The organism is Streptomyces sp. NPDC055013 (genome assembly GCF_053608645.1).
In genome coordinates this window covers 33751-54363 of record NZ_JBSGVW010000009.1, presented here as the reverse complement: position 1 = coordinate 54363, position 20613 = coordinate 33751, and the positions used below count along the sequence as shown (strand labels likewise).

The window sequence follows — 20613 nt, the reverse complement described above, 5'->3', positions numbered from 1 at the left end:
TGAGGAGTCTCATGTTCGGGCTCACCCGTGCCAGAAAGACCGCCGCCGTCGCGGCGACCGCTGCCGCCGCCGCGGCCGCACTGCTCAGCGCCCCCACCGCTGAGGCGGCGTCCTCCCGCATCGTGGGCGGTACGACGACCACGACGACCTCGTATCCCTTCATCATGCAGATCACGGACGCCTCGCAGAACCAGTTCTGCGGCGGCACGCTGGTCTCCGCGACCAAGGTGATCACCGCGGCCCACTGCATGGTCGGCGAAAGCAACAGCAGCGTCCGGGTCGTGGGCGGCCGCACCTACCTCAACGGCACGAACGGCACCGTCAGCCGGGTCAGCGACATATGGATCCACCCGGACTACTCGGACGTCACCGAGGGCAACGACGTGGCCGTGCTGACCCTGTCCACGTCGATGCCGTACACGCCGGCCTCGTACGTCGACTCCTCGGACACCGGCGTGTACGCGACCGGCGCCACCGCCCGCATCCTCGGCTGGGGCACCACCTCCTCGGGCGGCACCTCCTCCAACCAACTGCGCACGGCGACCGTGCCGATCGTGTCCAACTCCAGCTGTGCGAGCTCCTACGGTTCGGACTTCATCTCGTCCGACATGGTCTGCGCCGGATACACCTCCGGCGGCGTCGACACCTGCCAGGGCGACAGCGGCGGTCCCCTGCTCATCGGGGGCGTCCTGGCAGGCATCACTTCCTGGGGCGAGGGCTGTGCCCAAGCCGGGTACCCGGGCATCTACACCCGGCTGACCACGTTCTCGGACGAGGTCACCGAACAGGTCTCCTGAGCACACCTCAGGTGAAAGACCAGGGGGCGTTGCGGGCCTCCACGAGCGGCCCGCAACGCCCCCTATCCATGTCCGCGTCCATCTCCACACCCATGTCCACGGTCCTGTCCCGTTGTCAGTGGTGGCTGTTTGAATGGGCTCCGGACGGGGGTGATGGGCATGGTGTCCACAGATCGTGTGCTGGCCTTCGCGGCGATGTCGCTGCTGGTGATCGTGATTCCGGGGCCGAGTGTCCTGTTCGTCATCGGCCGCGCCCTGGCACACGGCCGCCGCACCGCCGTGGCGACCGCGCTGGGCAATGTCTTCGGCTCGTATCTGCTGGTGGTCGCCGTCGCGGTGGGCATCGGCTCACTGGTCGAGCGGTCCGTGACGATCTATCTGACGGTGAAGCTGGTCGGCGCCGCCTATCTGGTCCACCTGGGTGTGCAGGCCTTCCGGCACCGCAAGGAGCTGAAGGCCTCGGCGATACGGACGCAGCAGCCGACGGAAGCGACACAGGGTGACCTCCGTACGGTCCTCGACGGCGCCCTCGTCGGCGTCACCAACCCCAAGGGAGTGGTGTTCTTCGCCGCCGTGCTTCCCCAGTTCGTGGACCATTCGGCGGGGCACGTCCCGCTGCAGATGCTGCTGTTGGGCCTGGTCCCGATCACCATCGGCCTGGTCACGGACACCCTGTGGGGCCTGACCGCGTCGGCGGCCCGCAGCTGGTTCGCCCGCTCCGACCGCCGGCTGTCCCTGATAGGCGGGGCCGGCGGGTGCACGATGATCGGGCTCGGCGTGACGGTCGCGGTGACGGGCCGGGCGGACTGACAGGGGGCGGCTGTCTAGGGGATGACGGTCCCGAAGCGGATGTCGTACGACGCCTCCGGGTGCATCACCTTCAGCATGCGCTCCCCTTCCTCCGTCACCTCCCCGCGCTGAGCCTTGGTGAGCTCGGTGAACTCCTCGATGACGAGCTCGTCGCCGAGGATGCGCCACACGCCCACGAGGAAGCCGTCGACGAGGAGGGGGCAGTAGACCGTGTTCACCTGCCAGGTACGGCCACGGTTCGCGGGCGGGATCACTCGGGTGCGGTCGGCGTGGGAGAGGAGCAGGTTGTCGAACTCGGGCAGGAAGCGGGGCGGGGCCGGGGTGTCCGGATCGGGGCGCGGGGCTTCGGGGAGGTCGAAGAGCTCGACGCCGTTCTCGTCGCGGAAGGTGAGGAGCTGAGGGCGGAGTCGTTCGAAGGCGTCGCGCATCCGGGTCAGGCCGCACCAGGTCTGCATGTCCTTCACGGAGGCGGGTCCGAAGGCGCCCAGGTAGCGCAGCACCGTGGCATCGGGTGAGGCGGCCGGCTCGGTGGGACGGTCCAGCCACTGCTCGGCGGTGGTGAGAGAGACCTGGCCACTGCGGCCCCACAGTCCGCGCGGGGTGACCTGGACGAGGGGGAGCTTGCAGCGGGCGGCGACGGCCAGGGACTGCGGGTCGGCGTCCGGCCACTCGACGCTGAGGGCTTCGCGCAGCTGCTTCATGGTGCGGGGCTCGGTTTCGACGAGGTCGCGGGCGATGCCGGCGAGCCGGTCCAGGTCGACGCCGACGAGGCCCTTGCGGAAGTAGTTGATCTCGCGATCCCTGGCGGGCTGGACCAGCGGCCGCAGGGTGAGACTGTCGTCGGCGGTGTGCAGGTGGATCGTCGAGCGCATGGTGACGATCCGTACGACGGCGCGGTCGGCCAGCAGGCCGGACGGCTCGTCGGGCGTGAAGCCGTCGAGGCGGGCGGCGAGCGCGTAGTAGGGCGGCTTGACCTCCTGCGCCTGGAGGCCGACCAGATGCTCCACGGCCGCCAGGGCGGACAGCGGCGAGCGACGCAGCAGCAACTGCCGGTCGAGGGTGGCGCGGTTGAGGGCGCGGGTGCCGAGCACGGGGCCGGCCGCGGCCGTCGTCTTCTTGGTGCTGCGCTTCGTCATGCTCCGCACGCTAGCGAGGCTTGCGGACACCCTCGGTCCGCAACTCTCACGGAGTCCCGGATCACCTCACTGCTCCCGTGCCATTCGCCCCGTATATCCTGCACCGGAGATCACCCAGTCGTCGTCCAGACCGGGAGGCAGCCGCGATGTCCGAGCGACGCGCACGCCCCGCCTCGAAGAATCCCGTGAAGTCCGCCTGGCGCCGAGCCGTCACTCCCCCGCCGCAACCCGCGCCACCGGAGCCTGCGCCCGCGGCACGCACCACGGCCTCCGACTCCTCCGAGGTGGCGAGCGTCGTGCAGGCGGTGCTGTACCGGGACGGCGTGCGGGTGTCCGCCCCCGCCACCCTCGCCGAGACCTACCGCGAGCTGCGCGACCAGCCCTCCGGCATGGCCTGGATCGGCCTGGCCCGCCCCACGGAGGCCGAACTGCTATCCCTGGCCGCCGAGTTCGACCTGCACCCGCTCGCGGTCGAGGACGCGATGGAGGCGCACCAGCGGCCCAAGCTGGAGCGCTACGGCGAGACGCTGTTCGTGGTCCTTCGTGCGGCCCGCTATCTGGACGCACCCGAGGAGGTCGACTTCGGCGAACTGCATGTCTTCGTCGGCCCCGACTTCGTGATCACGGTCCGCCATGGCGCGGCCCCCGATCTGTCGGCGGTCCGCCAACGTATGGAGGAGACTCCGGAGCTGCTCAAACTCGGTCCGGAGGCGGTGCTCTACGCGATACTGGACGCGGTGGTCGACGGCTACGAGCCGGTGGTGGTGGGCGTTCAGAACGACATCGACGAGATCGAGACCGAGGTCTTCCGGGGTGACCCCGAGGTCTCCCGCCGTATCTACGAACTCTCCCGAGAGATGGTCGAGTTCCAGCGCGCCACCCGCCCGCTCGTCGGCATGCTGCACGGGCTGATGGCCGGCTTCTCCAAGTACGGCACGGACGAGGAACTCCAGCGCTACCTGCGCGACGTGGCCGACCACGTCACCCACACCAGCGAGCGCGTCGACGGCTTCCGCCAGGCCCTCACCGAGATCCTCACGGTGAACACGACGCTGGTCACGCAGCAGCAGAACGCGGAGATGCGGGCGTTGGCGGAGGCGGGGTTCGAGCAGAACGAGGAGATCAAGAAGATCTCGTCGTGGGCGGCCATTCTCTTCGCGCCGACACTCGTCGGAACGATCTACGGGATGAACTTCGAGCACATGCCGGAGCTGGGATGGACCTTCGGATATCCCTTCGCGATCGGCCTGATGGGTGTGGTCTGCGTGAGTCTGTACGTGATTTTCAAGCGGCGGGACTGGCTCTAGGCGGGGAGTGGCCCTCCAGAACCGTCCGGCGGGTCTGGCCGGACGGTTCTGGAGGGCAGGCTCAGCGCTTGAGCGTGAAGGTGAAGTGGCCGGAGAGCTTGCCGCTCAGCCGGGCTGCCGAAACGAACTTCCCCTCCGCGATCAGTCTCTCGACCTCGGCCCGTGAAAGACCACAGCCTTCAGCGATCAGTCGCACCGGCCGGACGGGGATCCGCGCCGCGAAGCGGACGGACACGTCGATCACCTCACGGTCCAGGTGATCCGATCCGCCGGTGTCGAGGCGCCAGGCGTTGTCCCAGTCGAGGGCGATGCGATTACGGCGCTGCACGACCGGATCCTGGAGCAACTCGGCGGCCAGACCGGGGTCGTTGTCGTGCAGCCGGTCCAGCAGGTCAGGTCGTACGGAGCGCACGTTCATCCGCTCCAGGACCGTGAGCTTCGCAGTCTCCCCGCAAGAGGTACAGAGGACGAGGAGCCAGGCGTCGAGGAGCTTGTGGTTCGCGTTGACGCGAAACTTGCCGTTCGCCCGGAAGCGCTCGGACGCGCACGTGTGGCAACGGCGGAGAACGAGTGGCAGGCAGGTGGGCATGACCACCCAGCTATTGAGCACAGGAGTACACCGGTTTCAGTGAGAAATCCGCAGCAAAAAGGAGCGCGGCGCACATGCGCGACGCGCGACAAATCAGCTCTCGGGAGGTCTCACACGGTGTACAACGGCACGTCCTTGCCTGGGCGACCTGGATCGGCAGCACGGTATTGGCGCGCGGCAGCGCCGCGCCACTGGTTTTCGAGCGCCTCACCAGGAGGTTCAGCACGCACGCGGCCACCGTTGCGCAGGTGATGACGCTGCGTCACGTTCAGGTGCTGTCACGTCTGGGCACCTCTGCGCGGTCCCACCTACGGAAGCGAGAGAAGGGATCGTGAGGATGAAGACCGTCATCGTGTGCGCCTCCGTGTCGCACGGCAATACGCGTCGCGTCGCCGACAGCATGGCCGGGGTACTCGGCGCGGAGGTCGTCGCGCCCGAGCGGGCCGACCTGGCGGAGCTGGCCGGGGCCGACCTCGTGGGATTCGGCTCGGGCGTCTTCTACGGCAGGCTCCACCCCCGGCTCACCGAGTTCGTCAAGGCACTTCCCGCCGGGCGGGGCCGGGCGTTCGTGTTCGCCACCAGCGGGCTCCCCGAGATTCCACCGGCGCCTTTCACCCGCCCCCTCGTGCAGCTCCTGAAAGGCAAGGGCTTCGAGGTGGACGGGAGCTTCTCGTGCCGGGCGTTCGACACCTGGACGCCGTTCAAGCTCGTCGGCGGCATCAACAAGCAGCGGCCGAACGCCGTGGACCTGGCCGCGGCGCGGGCGTTCGCCGAGAGGTCGCGGGACGGGCGAGGACCGGTGTCCTGACACCCGGGGTCGTGCTCGCCACGCCTCCGTTGGACGGGCCCCCGAGTCTCGCCGGGCTCCGGGCCAACTGGCCCCCGGGGGCTACACCATCCGGTGGCTTATGACCGTCGCGGCGTTATTCATATCACCGTATTTCCTATTCATTCCACTGTCCGGCTCTTGGTGCTGACCAACCGTCACGAGGCCCTGAACCAAGTCGAGGAGAGTGGAAGATGACGACATCGCCGAAATGGCGATCTGTTCTGGCGCCTGCGGCCATGGCTGCCGCGCTCGCCGCAGCCGCGCTGGCGAGCGCGGGCACCGCCCACGCCCAGGACGACACCACCCCGCACCCGCCGTACCCGGCCAAGCCCGCGCACCCGGCACACGGCGCCAAGCCGGCCTATCCGGTGCACCCGGAGAAGCCCGCCTACCCGGTGCACCCGGTCAAGCCCGAGTACCCGGTCAAGCCGGTGAAGCCCGAGTACCCGGCCAAGCCGGTCAAGCCTGAATACCCGGCCAAGCCCGCGTACCCCACGAAGCCGGTCAAGCCCGAGTACCCCGCCAAGCCGGTCAAGCCGGAATATCCGGTTCACCCCGTCAAGCCTGCTTACCCGGACAAGCCGGTGAAGCCCGAGTACCCGGCCAAGCCTGTTTACCCGGCCAAGCCGGTCAAGCCCGACTACCCGGCCAAGCCCGAGTACCCCGCCAAGCCAGTCAAGCCGGAATACCCCAGCAAGCCTGCGTACCCCACGAAGCCGGTCAAGCCCGACTTCCCCGCCAAGCCCGCGTACCCGGCGAAGCCCGTGAAGCCCGACTACCCCGCCAAGCCTGCGTACCCCGCGAAGCCCGTGAAGCCCGACTACCCCGCCAAGCCTGCGTACCCGGCGAAGCCCGTGAAGCCCGACTACCCCGCCAAGCCTGCGTACCCCGCGAAGCCGGTGAAGCCCGACTACCCCGCCAAGCCCGCGTACCCCGCCAAGCCAGTCAAGCCCGAATACCCCAGCAAGCCTGCGTACCCCGCCAAGCCAGTCAAGCCCGACTACCCCGCCAAGCCCGCGTACCCCGCGAAGCCCGTGAAGCCCGACTACCCGGCTAAGCCTGCGTACCCCGCCAAGCCGGTCAAGCCCGACTACCCGGCTAAGCCCGCGTACCCGGCGAAGCCCGTGAAGCCCGACTACCCCGCGAAGCCCGTAAAGCCCGACTACCCCGCGAAGCCAGTCAAGCCCGAATACCCGGCGAAGCCTGCCTACCCGGCAAAGCCGGTGAAGCCCGCCCACCCGGTCAAGCCCGCTTACCCCGCAAAGCCGGCCCACCCGGTAAAGCCCGTCAAGCCCGACTACCCGAGCAAGCCGGCCCACCCCGTAAAGCCCGTCAAGCCCGACTACCCCAAGCACCCCGACAAGCCCAAGCACTCCGGCCACGACAAGAAGCAGCACGGGTGGTGATGGCGGAGACGAGGAGCTGATCCTGGTCCCCTAGGGGATTCGCACGTCGGTTGAGGTGCCGGGCCCGTGCACTCGGGCCCGGCACACCGCTGTCGGTGGTCAGGGGATTTCCTGTTCGGCCCAGATGATCTTTCCGCCGGCCGTGTAGCGGGCGCCCCAGCGGTGGGCGAGTTGGGCCACCAGGAACAGGCCGCGGCCGCCCTCGTCCATGCTGCGGGCGTGTCGCAGTCGGGGGGCGGTGCTGCTGCCGTCGGCGACCTCGCAGGTCAGGCGGGTGTCGCGGAGGAGGCGTAGGCGGATGGGGGGTTCGGCGTAGCGGATGGCGTTGGTGACCAGCTCGCTCACGATCAGCTCGGTCGTCATGGCCAGTTCCGCGAACCCCCAGTCCGTGACCTGGCGGGTCGCCCTGGCCCGGAGGTCGGCGACGGCGGCCGGGTCGACGGGCACGTCCCACGAGACGACCTGCCCGGCGCCCAGGGCGTGGGTGCGCGCCAGGAGGAGGGCGATGTCGTCGGGCTGCGGCACGGGCACGAGTTCCCGCACCGCGGAGGAGCACAGCGTGTCGAGGTCGAGGTCCCGCCGGGACAGCAGTTCGCCGAGCCGGGACATGCCGCGTTCCACATCGCGGTCGGCATCCGCGACGAGGCCGTCGGTGTACAGGCCGAGCAGGCTGTTCTCGGCGAGTTCGATCTCGCCGGCCTCGAAGGCCATGCCGCCCAGCCCGAGCGGGGGCCCGGCAGGGGGTTCCGGGTAGGAGACCTGCCCGTCGGGCGCGATGACGACGGGCGGCGGATGTCCGGCCCGGGCCATCGTGCAGCATCGGGTGACCGGGTCGTACACGGCGTACAGGCAGGTCGCGCCGAGGAAGCCGGTCGTGCTCTGGTGGGCCGCCCCGGCCGTGTCGCCCTCGGGCCGCTCCTCGCTGAGGCGCAGTACGAGGTCGTCGAGGTGGGCGAGCAGTTCGTCGGGCGGCATCTCCATGTCGGCGAGGGTCTGTACGGCGGTGCGCAGCCGGCCCATGGTGGCCGCCGCGGTGATGCCGTGGCCGACGACGTCGCCGACGACGAGGCCCACCCGGGCCCCGGACAGCGGGATCACGTCGAACCAGTCCCCGCCGACCCCGCCGCTCGGGTCCGCCGGCAGATATGAGGAGGCCACCTCCAGTGCCGTACCGCCCGTCAGGGCTTGCGGCAGCAGGCTGCGTTGCAGGGTGACCGCGGCCGTGTGTTCCCGGGTGTAGCGGCGGGCGTTGTCGACGCACAGGGCCGCTCGGGCCACCAGTTCCTGGGCGACGAGGACGTCGTCGGGCTGGAACGAGACGGGATTGCGCGACCGTATGAAGGTGGTGAGGCCCAGGGTGGTGTTCCGTGCCCGCATCGGCGCGGAGATGAGGGAGTGCAGGCCGAACTCGCGGATGCTGGCCGCTCGCGCGGGTTGCTCGGAGGTCCACAGTTCGTCGGAGGGGTCGAGGACCGGGATGAGGATCGGCCCTCCGTCGATGAGCAGATGCGCGTCGTGCGGCGGCGGGACGAAGTCCACCCGCTCCCCCACCCGTGCCACGGCCTCCGGGCAGCCCTCGCGCACCGAGCTCATACCGGCCCGGCGCATCACCGGCTTGGCGGGGGCCGGGCCCGCGTCGGTCAGCCACGTGCCGTGCCCCTCGGTGCTGAGCACCGGCTCCAGCAGGTCCACGACGACGAAGTCCGCGAAGCGCGGAACGGCGAAGTCGGCCAGTTCCTGAGCCGTCCACAGCACGTCCAGCGTCGTACCGATGCGTGTTCCGGCCTCGCTGACCAGCGACAACAGCTGCCGGGCGTTCCACCGCTCGGTGACGTCCAGAACCATGTAGCAGACGCCGGTGATCGAGTTGTCGGGGTCCACGAGAGGGAAGAAGGAGGTGGAGTAGGCGTGCTGGCGGTGCGGGTCGGCCCAACTCCATCCCACGTACTCGTAGTCGGTGACGGGCAGGCCGGTTTCCAGGACCTTGCGCATCCGGCCCTCGATGGTCTCCGCCTGCAGCCCTGGCAGCAGTTCACTCAGCCGCCGGCCGAGGCGCTGCTCGCGAGGGACACCGCCGAAGCGTTCCAGGGTGTCGTTGAGCCAGACGTAGCGCAGCTCGGTGTCCATCACGGCCATGCCGACCGGTGAGCGGGTCAGGAATCCGTCGAGCATGGACTGGCCCACCGCCCACTGCTGCCGCAGCTCCCGTGCCGAGATCAGAAAGCACTCGTCCGCTGCGATGCGGAAGGACGCGGAGACCCGCAGGTCCACGTCGACGCGGCGGCCGTCACGGTGCCGTAGCGGTATGAGACCGTTCCAGCCCATGCCGGCCCGGCAGCGCTCGGCGACGCCGGCCGCACGGACCGGGTCACTCGGTATCGCGAGCAGCCGCGTGGCGGGCGAACCGACGATCTCGGCGGCGGGGTGGCCGAGGAGTTCCTCCGCGGCCCGGGTCCAGCCGATCACCACACCGCGTCCGGACACCACCGCCGCCGCGTCGGTGGACGCGTCGAAGAGGGCGCTCGGTCCTCCGGACGTGGGCGCCTGCGGTTCTTCTCGCGCATCATCCATGGGTCCTCACGCAGCGTCCATGGGTCCCGTCCTCCACACGACCATGTTCCTGCTTGTCCGGCCGATGTGCACGGGCCGACGGCCCCGGTCCCGTTGCATGGAGGTGCGGGCGGGCCCGGGCCCCTCGCCCGACGGCCTCTCACCGGGCAGGGCGGACAGGCCGGCGGGAGCATGGATGTGCCGTTCGCCCCAATCGTGGTACCCGACCGTGGCAGAGGCCGGCAGGCCGTGCCGGCGGTGAAGGAGGAGCTGGGATGACAGCTGGATCCTTCGAGTCCGCGGGCGGCGGCTACGCGCCGGAGCCGCCCCGGCCGACCGGCCTGCTCGATGTGCTGAGCGTGGCCGCGGTGGTCGTCGACGCCGACGGGCGCGTGGTGTTCTGGACCCCGCAGGCCGAGGAGCTCTTCGGCTACACCGCCGACGAGGCCCTCGGCACGCACGCGACGCGCCTGTTCATCCACCCCGACCAGCTGCCGGCCGTGGTGCAGCTGTTCACGGAGGTGCTGGAGACCGGCCGGAGCTGGGCCGGCACGTTCCCGGTGCGGCACAAGGACGGCAGCACCCGGCTGACGGAGTTCCGCAACATGCGGCTGCTGGACGATCTCGGTGACGTCTACGCCCTGGGCATCGCGGCCGACCACTCCCTGCTCCAGCGGGTCGAGACGGATCTGGCGCTGTGCGAGCGGCTGATCAACCAGTCCCCGATCGGGATCGCGCTCCTGGACCCGGACCTGCGCTATCTGCTGGTCAACCCGGGACTGGAGCGTATCGACGCCACCCCCGCGGAGGACCACGTCGGCCGTCGGCTGCGGGAGACGCTGCCGCTGCCCGACATCGACACGATCGAGTCCTGTCTGCGCCAGGTGCTCACCACCGGCACGCCGCTGCTGGACCAGTACCACGTGGGCCGCCCGCCGGCGGACCCCGAGACCGAGCACGCCTGGTCGCTGTCCTTCTATCGGCTGGAGGACCCGGGCGGGCGGGTCCTGGGCGCGGCGATCTCGTTCGTCGACGTCACCGAGCGGCACCGCGCGGCGGCCGAGGCCGACCGGGCCCGGCGGCGCCTGGCCCTGATCGCCGACGCCTCCACCCGGGTCGGCACCACGCTGGAGGTGGACCGGACCGCCCACGAGCTGGCGGAGGTCGCCACTCCCGAGCTGGCCGACGTGGTCGCCGTGGACGTCCTGGACGCCGCGCTGGCCTGCCGGCGCAACCGCAAGCCGGACAACGGCCCGGAGCTGTTCCGCGCGCTCGCGCTGAAGGCGTCCTACCCGAGCGCGGCGCTGCGCGCCGCCGACTCCCCCGGTGACCTCGCCGCGTACGACGGCGACCGGCTGGTCACCCTGTGCGTGCACACCGGCCGGCCGATCCTCGTACGCCATGTCGGCGAGCAGGATCTGCCGCGTATCGCCAAGGACGCCGAGGCCACCGCCCTGCTGGCGCAGGCGGGCGTCCACTCCTATCTGGCGGTGCCGTTGATCGCGCACGGCGAGGTGCTCGGCGCCCTGGACCTCAAGCGCACCCGCAATCCGTTGCCGTTCGACCAGGACGACGTCGTGCTCGCCAGTGAGCTGGCCGGCCGGGCCGCCGTGGCCATCGACAACGCCCGCTGGTTCCAGAGCGTGCGCAACACCTCCCTGACCCTCCAGCGCAGCCTGCTGCCCGACCATCCGCCGCACCACACGGGCCTGGAGCTCGCCTCCCGCTACCAGCCCGCCCAGGCCACCAGCGAGGTCGGCGGCGACTGGTACGACGTCATCCCGCTGGAGGACGACAAGACCGCGCTGGTCGTCGGCGACGTCATGGGCAACGGCATCGACGCCGCCGCCACCATGGGCCGGCTGCGCACCGCCACCTGTGCCTACGCCGACCTCGACCTCGAGCCCGGTTCCGTGCTCCAGCACCTGGACAAGATCACCTGCGATCTGGAGCACTACATCGTCACCTGCCTGTACGCGGTGTACGACCCCCGCACCAGGCAGTGCCACATCGCCAACGCCGGGCACATGCCACCCGCGCTGGCCCGCCCCGGCCGCGCCCCGGAGCTGCTCGAACTCCCGGCCGGCGCCCCGCTCGGGGTGGGCGGCATCCCGTTCGGGACCACCACGGTCGAGCTGGGTCCCGGTGATCTGCTGGTCCTCTACACCGACGGCCTCGTCGAGACCCGGCTCCACCCCATCGACGACCGCCTGAGCGTCCTCCTCGGCTTCCTCGACGAACCCCGCAGGCCGCTGGAGGAGACCTGCGATCTCCTGCTGTACGGCCTGCGCCACCCCGACGACCACGACGACGTGGCTCTTCTCGTGGCGCGGGTGCTGTAGACCGGTTCGGTCCCGTCCCGGGGAGCGGGCCCGCCTTGCCCGCGGCGTGCGCCCGGCGCACGCTGTTCCTATGGGTGCTCAGGAGGGCCCTACGCTCATCGGCTCCGTACAGCGCGCCTTCCGCCTGCTGGAGGCGATGAGCGCGCACGAGAACGGCGCGCCGGCCAAGCAGCTGGCTCGGGAGACGGGCCTGCCCCTGGCCACGGCGTACCACCTGCTGCGGACGCTGGTCCACGACGGATATGTGCGCAAGCTCGACGACGGCGGGTTCGTCCTGGGCGACCGGATCGGCACCCTGCACACATCGGGCCGGGCGCAGGCGCTGCTCAGCCGGATACGCCCGACGCTCGCCGCGCTGCGGGACGAGCTGTCGACCGCCGCGTACCTCACCTTCTACGAGGAGGGCGAGATCCGGGTCGCCGAGATCGTGGACGGTCCCCGCGCTCCCCGGGTCGATCTCTGGGTGGGGTTCGAGGACGCGGGGCACGCCACGGCGCTGGGCAAGTCCGTGCTGCGGGAGCTGGACGAGGAGTCACGCAAGGACTACCTGTCCCGGCATCGGCTCGCGGACCTCACGCCCAGGACCATCACCGACCCTCCGGAGCTCATCCGGCGGCTCGACTCCGAGCCCCTGGCCCCGGCGGTCACGGACATGGAGGAGTACGCCCTCGGCACGGTCTGCGTCGCGGTGCCCGTCTACAGCGGGGGCACCCTCGGTTCGCTCGGAGTGTCGCTGCGGGCCGACCGGCGCACCCGGCTGGAGGAGACGCGGGCCCGCCTGGAGGAGGTCCGGGCGCGCCTGCTCCCCACCGCGAGCCGCGTGACCCGGGGCCTCTCGCTCACTATCTGAAATCCGTGTCCTTGTCCCATCCGGGGTCGAACCGATTTCCTGAATAAAGCGGACATAACCGCCGGAACTATGCCCCGTGCGCACAGGTGAGGACATCCCACAAGACATGAGCCAGGCCCCACACCACGGTCGCTACCACTGGCCGAGGCGACTGGTCGCCGCTACGCCCGTACTGCCCATCCTGATCGTCTCCGCGATCGTGCTCGTCGATCTCGTCTGCGGCTCGGGGATGACCTGGCTGCCGCTTCTCGCCGTGGGTCCCGCGCTCGCGGCCACCACCAACGGGCCGCGCGGAGTCCTGTGGCTGGGGCTTCTCGCCGCCGCTCTGGGCGCGATCCTCGGCATCCGTGACGACGCCGGAGCCCGCGAGCTGGCCGTCGTGCTGGCCGCTCTGCTGGCCGTCACCCTGGCCGGGAGCCTGGCCAGCGCGCTGCGCGGGCGGCGCGAGCGGGTGCTCGCCGCCGTACGTTCCGTCGCGGAGGCCGCCCAGCACGCGCTGCTGCAGCCGGTGCCGGCGACCGTCGGGCCGTTCCAGGTCGCGGTCCGCTACAGCGCCGCCGCGGCGGAGGCCCGGATCGGCGGCGACCTGTACGCGCTCGTGTCCACGCCGTACGGTGTCCGGCTGATCGTCGGCGACGTGCGCGGCAAGGGGCTGCCGGCGGTGGGGACCGCGGCTCTGGTGCTCGGGGTGTTCCGCGAGGCCGCGTACGACGAGCCCGACCTCCTCGCCGTCGTCGCACGCATCGAGCGCAGCCTGGCGCGCAACCTGGGCAGCGACGACTTCGTCACCGCCGTGGTCGCCGGGTACCCCCGGGACGGGCAGCTGGAGGTGGTCAACTGCGGTCACGCGCCGCCGCTGCTGGTGCGTGACTCCGTCGTCGTGGCGGTCGACCCGGAACGTCCGGCCCCGCCCCTCGGGCTGCGCACCCTCTCGGGTGAGACGCCGGCCCTGCATGTGCTGCCCTTCGCCGACGGGGACCAGCTGCTGCTGTACACCGACGGCGTCACCGAGGCCCGCGACCACAAGCGGGAGTTCTACCCGCTCGCCGAAGGGCTGGAACGGCACACGTGTGACGAACCCGCACACACCGTCACCGCCCTCCACGACGAGCTGCTGGCCCATGTGGGCGGCCGGCTCCACGACGACGCGGCACTGCTGCTGCTCCGCATGCCGGCCCCGGCCGGCACCCCCGCCGACCGTGAGGTGCCCGAGGCCGGACGCGTCGGTTCCTGCTCGCCGTAGTACCGCAGGGCGCGGGAACTGCGCGACCGGCAACAACGGCGCCGCACCCGAACGACGGCACGACCCGGCACCCCCTCCCGGCCCTCCCCACGGAACGAACCGTGCCCAGCCCGTCCAACGGTGTTAGAAATGAGGCATGGCCGCAGTTATCGGCCGCCTGCGGTCGCTGGTGAGCCTGCGTACCGTCGCCCGGCAGGTCTTCGTGCTGCAGGCGGCGATCGTCGTCCTCCTGGTCGCCGCCGCCGTGGTGGCACTGGTGCTGCAGGTCCGCACCGACACCAGACGGGAAGCAGGCAACCGGTCCCTCGCCGTGGCCGAGTCCTTCGCGAACGCGCCGGGCGTCGTGGACGCCCTGGCGGATCCGGATCCGAGCGCCGCGCTCCAGCCACGTGCCGAGGAGGCGCGCGACGCGACCGACGTGGACTTCATCGTCGTGATGAGCACGGACGGGATCCGCTACACCCACCCCAACCCCGACCGGATCGGCAAACACTTCGTCGGCACCATCGCACCGGCCCTGGCGGGCGGGGTCGTACGGGAGACGTACACCGGCACCCTGGGGCCGTCCGTGCGCGCCGTGGTCCCCGTGACCGACGGCGACGACAAGGTCGTCGGGCTGGTGTCCGCCGGGGTGACGCTGGCCAGCGTGGGTGGGGTCGTCGACAACCAGCTGCCGGTGCTGCTCGGCTCGGCGGCGGCCGCCCTCGCGCTGGCCACCGGCGGCACCGCGCTGGTCAGCCGGCGTCTGCTGCGCCAGACGCACGGGCTGGGGCCCGCCGAGATGACACGGATGTACGAGCATCACGACGCCGTCCTGCACTCCGTACGGGAGGGCGTCCTGATCATGGACGGCCGCCGCCGGCTGGCGCTGGCGAACGACGAGGCGCGCCGGCTGCTCGGGCTGCCCGCGGACGCGGAGGGGCGGCCCTGCCCCGACCTGGGCATCGCGCGCGACCTCGCCGGACTGTTCGCCTCCGGGCGGGACGCCACCGACGAGGTGCACCTGGCCCGGGGCCGGCTGCTGGCCGTCAGCCAGCGGTCGACCGACCAGGACGGCGGTCCGCCGGGCAGCGTGGCCACCCTGCGGGACACCACCGAGCTGCGGACGCTGACCGGCAGGGCGGACGTGGCGCAGGAGCGGCTGAAACTGCTGTACGACGCGGGTCTGGAGATCGGCACCACCCTGGATGTCACCCGCACCTCGCAGGAGCTGGCCGACTTCGCGGTGCCGCGGTTCGCGGACTTCGTCTCGGTCGACCTGGCGGATCCGGTGCTGCGCGGCGGGGAGCCGAAGGAGGGCCGTGCGGACATGCGCCGGGTCGCCTTCCGGGGCGCACGGGACGGCAGCCCGCTCTATCCGATCGGCAAGCTGATCCACTTCCGCGAGGGCACGCCGCAGGCCTTCGGATTCGGTACGGGCGATTCCGTGCTGGAGGCGGACATGCCCGCCTTCTCCGGCTGGCAGGTGCAGGATCCCGAGAACGCCCGCCGCATCGTGGGTTTCGGCATCCACACGATGCTCACGGTCCCACTGCGCGCCCGCGGCGTGATCATGGGGATGGCCACCTTCTGGCGCGCCGACCGGCCCGAGCCCTTCGAGCAGGAGGACGTGTCCCTCGCGGAGGAGCTGGTGGCTCGCGCCGCCGTCAGCATCGACAACGCCCGTCGCTACACCCGCGAGCACACCCTGTCGGTCACCCTCCAGCGCAGCCTGCTGCCCCGTGCGCTGCCCGACCAGAGCGCCCTGGACGTCGCCTACCGCTATCTGCCCGCGCACGCCGCGCAGGGCGGCGTCGGCGGGGACTGGTTCGACGTGATCCCGCTGCCGGGGGCGAGGGTGGCGCTGGTCGTGGGGGACGTCGTGGGACACGGACTGCACGCGGCGGCGACGATGGGGCGACTCCGTACGGCGGTCCACAACTTCTCCACCCTGGACCTGCCGCCCGACGAACTCCTCGGACATCTGGACGAGTTGGTCGCCCGGATCGACCAGGACGAGGACGACGGCGACAACGAGAGCGCACCTGTCACCGGGGCCACCTGCCTGTACGCCGTGTACGACCCGTCCACCGGGCTGTGCACCCTTGCCCGCGCCGGCCACCTCGAACCCGCGCTCATCCACCCCGACGGCGACGTCGAGTTCCCGGCCGTCGCCGGCGGGCCGCCGCTGGGCCTGAGCGGCAGCCTGCCCTTCGAGGCGACCGAGCTGCGGCTGCCCGAGGGCAGCGGGCTGGTCCTGTACACGGACGGACTGGTCGAGCGCCAGGGGCAGGACATCGACGAGGGCCTGGAGCGGCTGCGCGGGGCACTCGCGGCGACGCCGCCGACGGGCGGCCGGACGCCGGAGGAGACGTGCAAGGCCGTACTGGAGACCCTGCTGCCGGAGCGGCCGCGCGACGACATCGCCCTCGTCGTCGCCCGGACGCGGCTGCTCAGCCCCGATCACTCGGCGACCTGGGACGTCCCGGACGACCCCTCCGCCGTGGCCCGGGTCCGGGCGGCGGCCACCCGGACGCTGGACGACTGGGGTCTGTCGGAGGAGGCGTTCACCACCGAGCTGATCCTCAGTGAGCTGGTCACCAACTCGCTGCGCCATGCCACCGGCCCCATCCGCGTCCGCCTGATCCGCGACCGCGCCCTGATCTGCGAGGTCTCCGACGGCAGCAGCACCGCCCCCCACCTGCGCAGCGCGGCCGCGACGGACGAGGGCGGCCGGGGGCTGTTCCTGGTGTCGCAGTTCGCCGAGCGCTGGGGCACCCGGTACTCGGCGGCGGGCAAGGTGATCTGGACGGAACAGCCCCTGGCGGATCCGGGGGCCGCTCCGGCCGAGTCGTAAGGACGGTTACGGCCGTGACAGCCGTAGGCAGCCGTCGGCTCAGGTCTTGCGCGGGCGCGGCTCCTTCTGCGCCAGCAACTGCTCCCGCAGTGCCGTCAGCTGGTGGGAGTGCTCGACCGCCCGGGTCTCGTCCAGGGTGGTCAGGGCGAGGACGAGGGCGTCGGCGACGACGAGGCCGGTCAGGGCCTCGTTGGTGTTGCCGGTCGGGGTGTGGGGGGCGGTGAGGACGGCGTCGACGCGGTCCTCGAAGACCCCCCCGAGCTCGTCGGTCACGAAGACGACCCTGGCGCCGACCGCGCGCGCCCGCTCGACGACGACGTTCAGCTCGGCGAGCCGGCGCCCCGGCTGGAAGACGACGACGGCGTCGCCCTGCCCGAGTGTGAGCAGCGGGTCGGCGAGGGCGAAACCGGTCTCTCCGACGAAACGGGACCGGCGCCCGATCCGGCCGAGGGACAACGCCAGGTGCCGGGCGGCGAGTTCGCACGCGGCGACGCCGTAACAGAACACCTCACGCGCCTCCGCGAGCACCTCGACCGCACGCTTCAGCGCGTCGGCGCCGGTCAGCCGCCGGCACTGGTCGATGCGTTCCTGCGTCTCGTCGAAGACGTCGTTCCAGATGCCCTCCAGGTCCTGCCCCACGTGCGCGATGCGCTGCTGGAGCCGCACCTCGGGGGCGAGCGCGGAGGTGAAGTCGGCGGCGAGTTCCCGCTTGAGCGCGGGCAGGCCGGCGTATCCGAGGCGCTGCAGGGCGCGTACGACGGTGGCGTTGCTGGTGCCGCTGGCCGCGCCCAGTTCCTGCGCGCTGGCGAACATCAACTGCTCGGCGGGGGCACTGGCGAGGTACTGGGCGACGGTCCGTTCCGACGCCGACAGCTCCTCCCACATGTCGCGGACGGCGGCCCGCAGCCGCGTGAGACCCCCGGGTCCCGCACTACCGGATTCTGGATTCTTCATTACAGGTATTGACTCTCACGTTTCGGCCATTACGCTCTGAACATCTCGTTCCAAGGTGAAGAATTTTCGGAACAGACGTTACAGCACTGACGTGTCCCCGAGGAGCCCCGCGTGAAACAGAGCTTGCCGGTCATCGAGATCTCCGGGACCCCCCTCGAACGGGGACGACAGTACGGCGAGGCCGTGGCCCCCCAACTCGGGATCGCGCTCGGCTACTACGCGGAGGCGTTCGGCGTGTCCTCCGGCCTGACCTGGCGCCAGGTGACCGCCCGGGCCGCCCGCTGGCTGAAACCGGTCGGCGACCACGCCCCGCACCTGCTGGAGGAGATGCAGGGCATCGCGGACGGTGCCGGCCTGGACCTGCTCGACATCCTGGCCCTGAACGCCCGCGGCGAGGTCATCTACGACGAGTCCTTCGCCCTGATGCGCGAGGAGGAGCCCGCCGAGGGCTGCACCTCCTTCGCCGTGTACGGCCCGGCCAGCGGCGACGGGCACGTGTGGGCCGGGCAGAACTGGGACTGGCGGGCCGGCGTCGCCGACACCGTCGTCATGCTGCGGATCGTCCAGCCGCCCAAGCCCACCCTGATCATGCAGGTGGAGGCCGGCCAGATCGGCCGCCAGGGCGCCAACTCGGCCGGGATCGCGCTCAACGCCAACGGCCTCGGCGGGCGGTTCGGAGAGGCCGTCGGCCTGCCGCAGACCGTGGTCCGCCGCAGCGTCCTCGACCAGGCGAACATCAGCGACGCGCTGGACGTGCTGTGCCACACCCGCGCGCACATCGCCAGCAACGCCCTCGTCACCTGCCGCGAGGGCTTCGCCATCGACCTGGAGACCACCCCGGCCGGCCACGGCTGGCTGTACCCCGACGACGGGCTCCTGGTGCACGGCAACCACTACCAGGCGGGCATCCCCGCCGCCCTCGCCGACGGCTACCGCCCGATCGCCGCCGACTCCCTGGTGCGCGTACCCCGTGCCGAGCAGGGCCTGCGACGACTGCGTGACTCCGGCGGCGCCGACGAGTCGCGCAAGCTGATCAAGGACGCACTGTCGGACCACCTCGGTTTCCCGGAGTCGCTGTGCACCCACGCCGACCCGCGCAAGCCCGCCGTCAGGCACTGGACGACCCTCGTCTCCTCCTGCGTCGACCTCACCGCCGGCGACTACCACGTCACCGCCGGCACCCCGTGCGACCGCGAGTACCAACACCTGCCCTGGAACCTCTACGACGGCCCCCACGCCCCTAACTGACGCACCATCACCAAGCCTTGCCCATCCCCCCGCTCCCGTTCACCTTCCCCGCTCAGGAGCCCCCGCAATGAAGCTCAGAACCGCCACTACCGCCGCCGGTGTCGCCGGGGCGATGGCCCTGCTCGCCGCGTGCAGCGGTGCCACCACCGGTACCTCCGCGAGCGGCGGCAGGTCCGCCGACGCCGCCGACCTCAGACTCACACCCACCACCCCGCAGGCCGCCGAGCCCGTTGCCGCCGTGAACTGGCTGCTGGAGGACGAGCCGGACTCCCTGGACCTCGACACCCAGGGCGGCAGCGCGGGCCGCACCGTGCTCACCAACGTCTGCGAGCGCCTCTACCAGCTCCAGCCCGACATGTCCGTACGCCCCTTCCTCGCCCGGCAGACCGCCCGCCCCGACGCGACCCACCTGGTCCTCACCCTGCGCGACGACGTCACCTTCCACGACGGCTCGAGGATGACGGCGGACGACGTCCTGTTCAGCCTGAAGCGGCACGCGGCACCGGAGATGGAGCAGTCGGACGAGTTCGCCAACGTCTCCGCCATGCGCAAGACCGGCGAGGACGAGATCACGATCACCTTCAAGGAGCCCGACGCCCTGTTCACCAAGGCGCTGGCCGGTGACGCCGGGCTCGTCTACAACCGGGAGCAGGTGGAGAAGGCCGGCAAGGACTTCGGCACGCCCGGTCAGGGCGACGCCTGTTCCGGGCCGTACGAGCTGTCCGGCTGGAAGTCCGGCGACTCGATCACGCTGACCCGCGCCGACTCCTACTGGGGCGAGAAGCCGCTCACCGGCAAGGTCGTCTTCCGCTGGGCCGACGACAGCGCGATGGTCAACGCGCTCGCCACCGGAGCGGCCGACGGCACCTACGCCGACAACATAGGCACCGCGGCCGCCCTGCGCGGCAAGAAGGGCCTCGACGAGTACTTCGGCCCGAGCACCTCGACCCTCGCGCTCATCCCGACCGAGCGCGGCGGCCTCGCCGACCCCGACATCCGCAGGGCCCTCTCGCTCGCCCTGGACCGCTCGGGCATCGCCAAGTCCGGCTACGGCGGCCTGGTCGAACCCTGGGCCACCCCGGTCGGCTCCGGCGCCTGGGGCTATGAGAAGGCCACCTTCGCCGCCGCCCAGAAGCAGCTCACCGACGCCCCCGCAAGCCCGGACGCGCAGGACCTCGCCAAGGCGAAGGAGCTGGTGAAGAACGCCAAGAAGGCGCCCGACGAGCCGATCGTCATCGGCACCGACAGCAGCCAGGGCCGTATGGTCATCGCCAACGCCGTGCGCGCCGCGCTGACGCAGATCGGGCTCGAGGGCCGGATCAAGACCGTCCCGGCCGCCCAGTACGGCGAGTTCTACGGCGACAAGGAAGCCCGCGCAGACATCGACGTCCTGGTGGCGGACTGGTACATCTCCAAGAGCGACCCGCTCGGCTTCTACGACAACGGTCTGTCGGACAGTTCCAACAACTGGGTCGGGTTCAGGAGTTCGGCGTACGACGCCAAGCTCAAGGAGGGCCTGCGCACGCTGGACGACGCCAAGCGCGCCGCCCTCGCGATCGACGTGCAGCGGCAGTTCGCGGACGCGGCCGTGTGGATCCCCGTCGCGCAGGTGCCCACGGCGCTCGTCATCGACGACAAGCTGACCGGTCCGCCCGCCTCGATGGCGTACCTCTACCACCCCTGGGCCGCGAAGCTCGGCGCGAAGAAGGGCTGAGC

Annotated in this window: 15 protein-coding genes; 11 read left to right on the top strand and 4 right to left on the bottom strand. The window is 71.1% G+C overall.

Features of this window, described 5'->3' with window-relative positions:
- Positions 1 to 11 precede the first annotated feature (11 nt).
- A complete protein-coding gene (locus ACWGDB_RS13965; RefSeq protein WP_453822648.1) occupies positions 12 to 797 on the top strand; it encodes a S1 family peptidase in 786 nt (261 codons plus the stop codon).
- A 159-nt stretch (positions 798 to 956) separates the two neighbouring features.
- Positions 957 to 1607, top strand: coding sequence for a LysE family translocator (locus ACWGDB_RS13960; protein WP_453822647.1), 651 nt, complete (start codon positions 957 to 959; stop codon positions 1605 to 1607).
- Between the two features lie 14 nt (positions 1608 to 1621).
- Here the strand turns inward: ACWGDB_RS13960 and ACWGDB_RS13955 are convergent, their stop codons facing one another.
- Positions 1622 to 2743: a winged helix DNA-binding domain-containing protein gene (locus ACWGDB_RS13955; protein WP_453822646.1), complete on the bottom strand. Its 1122-nt coding sequence runs from the start codon at positions 2741 to 2743 to the stop codon at positions 1622 to 1624.
- 146 nt (positions 2744 to 2889) lie between these two features.
- On the opposite strand from ACWGDB_RS13955, the gene ACWGDB_RS13950 reads away from it, so the two are divergent.
- Complete coding sequence (locus ACWGDB_RS13950) at positions 2890 to 4050, top strand: magnesium and cobalt transport protein CorA (RefSeq protein ID WP_453822645.1); 1161 nt, start codon at positions 2890 to 2892, stop codon at positions 4048 to 4050.
- A 61-nt stretch (positions 4051 to 4111) separates the two neighbouring features.
- On the opposite strand, the gene ACWGDB_RS13945 is transcribed toward ACWGDB_RS13950, so the two are convergent.
- A complete protein-coding gene (locus tag ACWGDB_RS13945) occupies positions 4112 to 4639 on the bottom strand; it encodes a DUF1062 domain-containing protein (protein ID WP_453822644.1) in 528 nt (175 codons plus the stop codon).
- Between the two features lie 337 nt (positions 4640 to 4976).
- On the opposite strand from ACWGDB_RS13945, the gene ACWGDB_RS13940 reads away from it, so the two are divergent.
- Positions 4977 to 5447 carry a flavodoxin family protein gene (locus ACWGDB_RS13940; protein ID WP_453822643.1) on the top strand — a complete coding sequence of 157 codons (471 nt, stop codon included), beginning with the start codon at positions 4977 to 4979 and terminating at the stop codon, positions 5445 to 5447.
- Between the two features lie 212 nt (positions 5448 to 5659).
- The gene (locus tag ACWGDB_RS13935; RefSeq protein ID WP_453822642.1) at positions 5660 to 6874 is read left to right on the top strand and encodes a hypothetical protein; all 1215 of its coding nucleotides are present in this window, start codon (positions 5660 to 5662) and stop codon (positions 6872 to 6874) included.
- 99 nt (positions 6875 to 6973) lie between these two features.
- Here the strand turns inward: ACWGDB_RS13935 and ACWGDB_RS13930 are convergent, their stop codons facing one another.
- On the bottom strand, positions 6974 to 9445 hold the full coding sequence (locus ACWGDB_RS13930; RefSeq protein WP_453822641.1) for a SpoIIE family protein phosphatase: 2472 nt from the start codon (positions 9443 to 9445) through the stop codon (positions 6974 to 6976).
- Positions 9446 to 9699: 254 nt separating this feature from the next.
- Here ACWGDB_RS13930 and ACWGDB_RS13925 point away from each other — a divergent pair, with 254 nt between their 5' ends.
- The 4 genes from ACWGDB_RS13925 to ACWGDB_RS13910 all read left to right on the top strand — a co-directional run bounded on the left by ACWGDB_RS13925 (position 9700) and on the right by ACWGDB_RS13910 (position 16695).
- On the top strand, positions 9700 to 11766 hold the full coding sequence (locus ACWGDB_RS13925; RefSeq protein WP_453822640.1) for a SpoIIE family protein phosphatase: 2067 nt from the start codon (positions 9700 to 9702) through the stop codon (positions 11764 to 11766).
- 70 nt (positions 11767 to 11836) lie between these two features.
- Positions 11837 to 12616 (top strand): IclR family transcriptional regulator, encoded by a 780-nt coding sequence (locus tag ACWGDB_RS13920; RefSeq protein ID WP_453822639.1) that lies wholly within the window; start codon positions 11837 to 11839, stop codon positions 12614 to 12616.
- Between the two features lie 106 nt (positions 12617 to 12722).
- Entirely contained in the window at positions 12723 to 13859 is a 1137-nt protein-coding gene (locus ACWGDB_RS13915) for a PP2C family protein-serine/threonine phosphatase (protein WP_453822638.1), read from the top strand.
- A gap of 136 nt (positions 13860 to 13995) precedes the next feature.
- A complete protein-coding gene (locus ACWGDB_RS13910; protein ID WP_453822637.1) occupies positions 13996 to 16695 on the top strand; it encodes a SpoIIE family protein phosphatase in 2700 nt (899 codons plus the stop codon).
- 39 nt (positions 16696 to 16734) lie between these two features.
- Here ACWGDB_RS13910 and ACWGDB_RS13905 read toward each other — a convergent pair whose 3' ends face one another.
- Positions 16735 to 17649: a MurR/RpiR family transcriptional regulator gene (locus ACWGDB_RS13905; RefSeq protein WP_453822636.1), complete on the bottom strand. Its 915-nt coding sequence runs from the start codon at positions 17647 to 17649 to the stop codon at positions 16735 to 16737.
- Positions 17650 to 17760: 111 nt separating this feature from the next.
- On the opposite strand from ACWGDB_RS13905, the gene ACWGDB_RS13900 reads away from it, so the two are divergent.
- Complete coding sequence (locus ACWGDB_RS13900) at positions 17761 to 18897, top strand: C45 family autoproteolytic acyltransferase/hydolase (RefSeq protein WP_453822635.1); 1137 nt, start codon at positions 17761 to 17763, stop codon at positions 18895 to 18897.
- Between the two features lie 67 nt (positions 18898 to 18964).
- Complete coding sequence (locus tag ACWGDB_RS13895) at positions 18965 to 20611, top strand: ABC transporter substrate-binding protein (protein WP_453822634.1); 1647 nt, start codon at positions 18965 to 18967, stop codon at positions 20609 to 20611.
- Positions 20612 to 20613 lie beyond the last annotated feature (2 nt).

Bases quoted from the DNA above. Each gene is read 5' to 3' on its own strand.
- ACWGDB_RS13895 (WP_453822634.1), top strand. From the start codon at position 18,965: ATGAAGCTCAGAACCGCCACTACCGCCGCCGGTGTCGCCGGGGCGATG.
- ACWGDB_RS13945 (WP_453822644.1), bottom strand. From the start codon at position 4,639: ATGCCCACCTGCCTGCCACTCGTTCTCCGCCGTTGCCACACGTGCGCG.
- ACWGDB_RS13940 (WP_453822643.1), top strand. From the start codon at position 4,977: ATGAAGACCGTCATCGTGTGCGCCTCCGTGTCGCACGGCAATACGCGT.
- ACWGDB_RS13910 (WP_453822637.1), top strand. From the start codon at position 13,996: ATGGCCGCAGTTATCGGCCGCCTGCGGTCGCTGGTGAGCCTGCGTACC.
- ACWGDB_RS13905 (WP_453822636.1), bottom strand. From the start codon at position 17,649: ATGAAGAATCCAGAATCCGGTAGTGCGGGACCCGGGGGTCTCACGCGG.
- ACWGDB_RS13955 (WP_453822646.1), bottom strand. From the start codon at position 2,743: ATGACGAAGCGCAGCACCAAGAAGACGACGGCCGCGGCCGGCCCCGTG.
- ACWGDB_RS13920 (WP_453822639.1), top strand. From the start codon at position 11,837: ATGGGTGCTCAGGAGGGCCCTACGCTCATCGGCTCCGTACAGCGCGCC.
- ACWGDB_RS13960 (WP_453822647.1), top strand. From the start codon at position 957: ATGGTGTCCACAGATCGTGTGCTGGCCTTCGCGGCGATGTCGCTGCTG.
- ACWGDB_RS13950 (WP_453822645.1), top strand. From the start codon at position 2,890: ATGTCCGAGCGACGCGCACGCCCCGCCTCGAAGAATCCCGTGAAGTCC.
- ACWGDB_RS13925 (WP_453822640.1), top strand. From the start codon at position 9,700: ATGACAGCTGGATCCTTCGAGTCCGCGGGCGGCGGCTACGCGCCGGAG.
- ACWGDB_RS13935 (WP_453822642.1), top strand. From the start codon at position 5,660: ATGACGACATCGCCGAAATGGCGATCTGTTCTGGCGCCTGCGGCCATG.
- ACWGDB_RS13930 (WP_453822641.1), bottom strand. From the start codon at position 9,445: ATGGATGATGCGCGAGAAGAACCGCAGGCGCCCACGTCCGGAGGACCG.
- ACWGDB_RS13915 (WP_453822638.1), top strand. From the start codon at position 12,723: ATGAGCCAGGCCCCACACCACGGTCGCTACCACTGGCCGAGGCGACTG.
- ACWGDB_RS13965 (WP_453822648.1), top strand. From the start codon at position 12: ATGTTCGGGCTCACCCGTGCCAGAAAGACCGCCGCCGTCGCGGCGACC.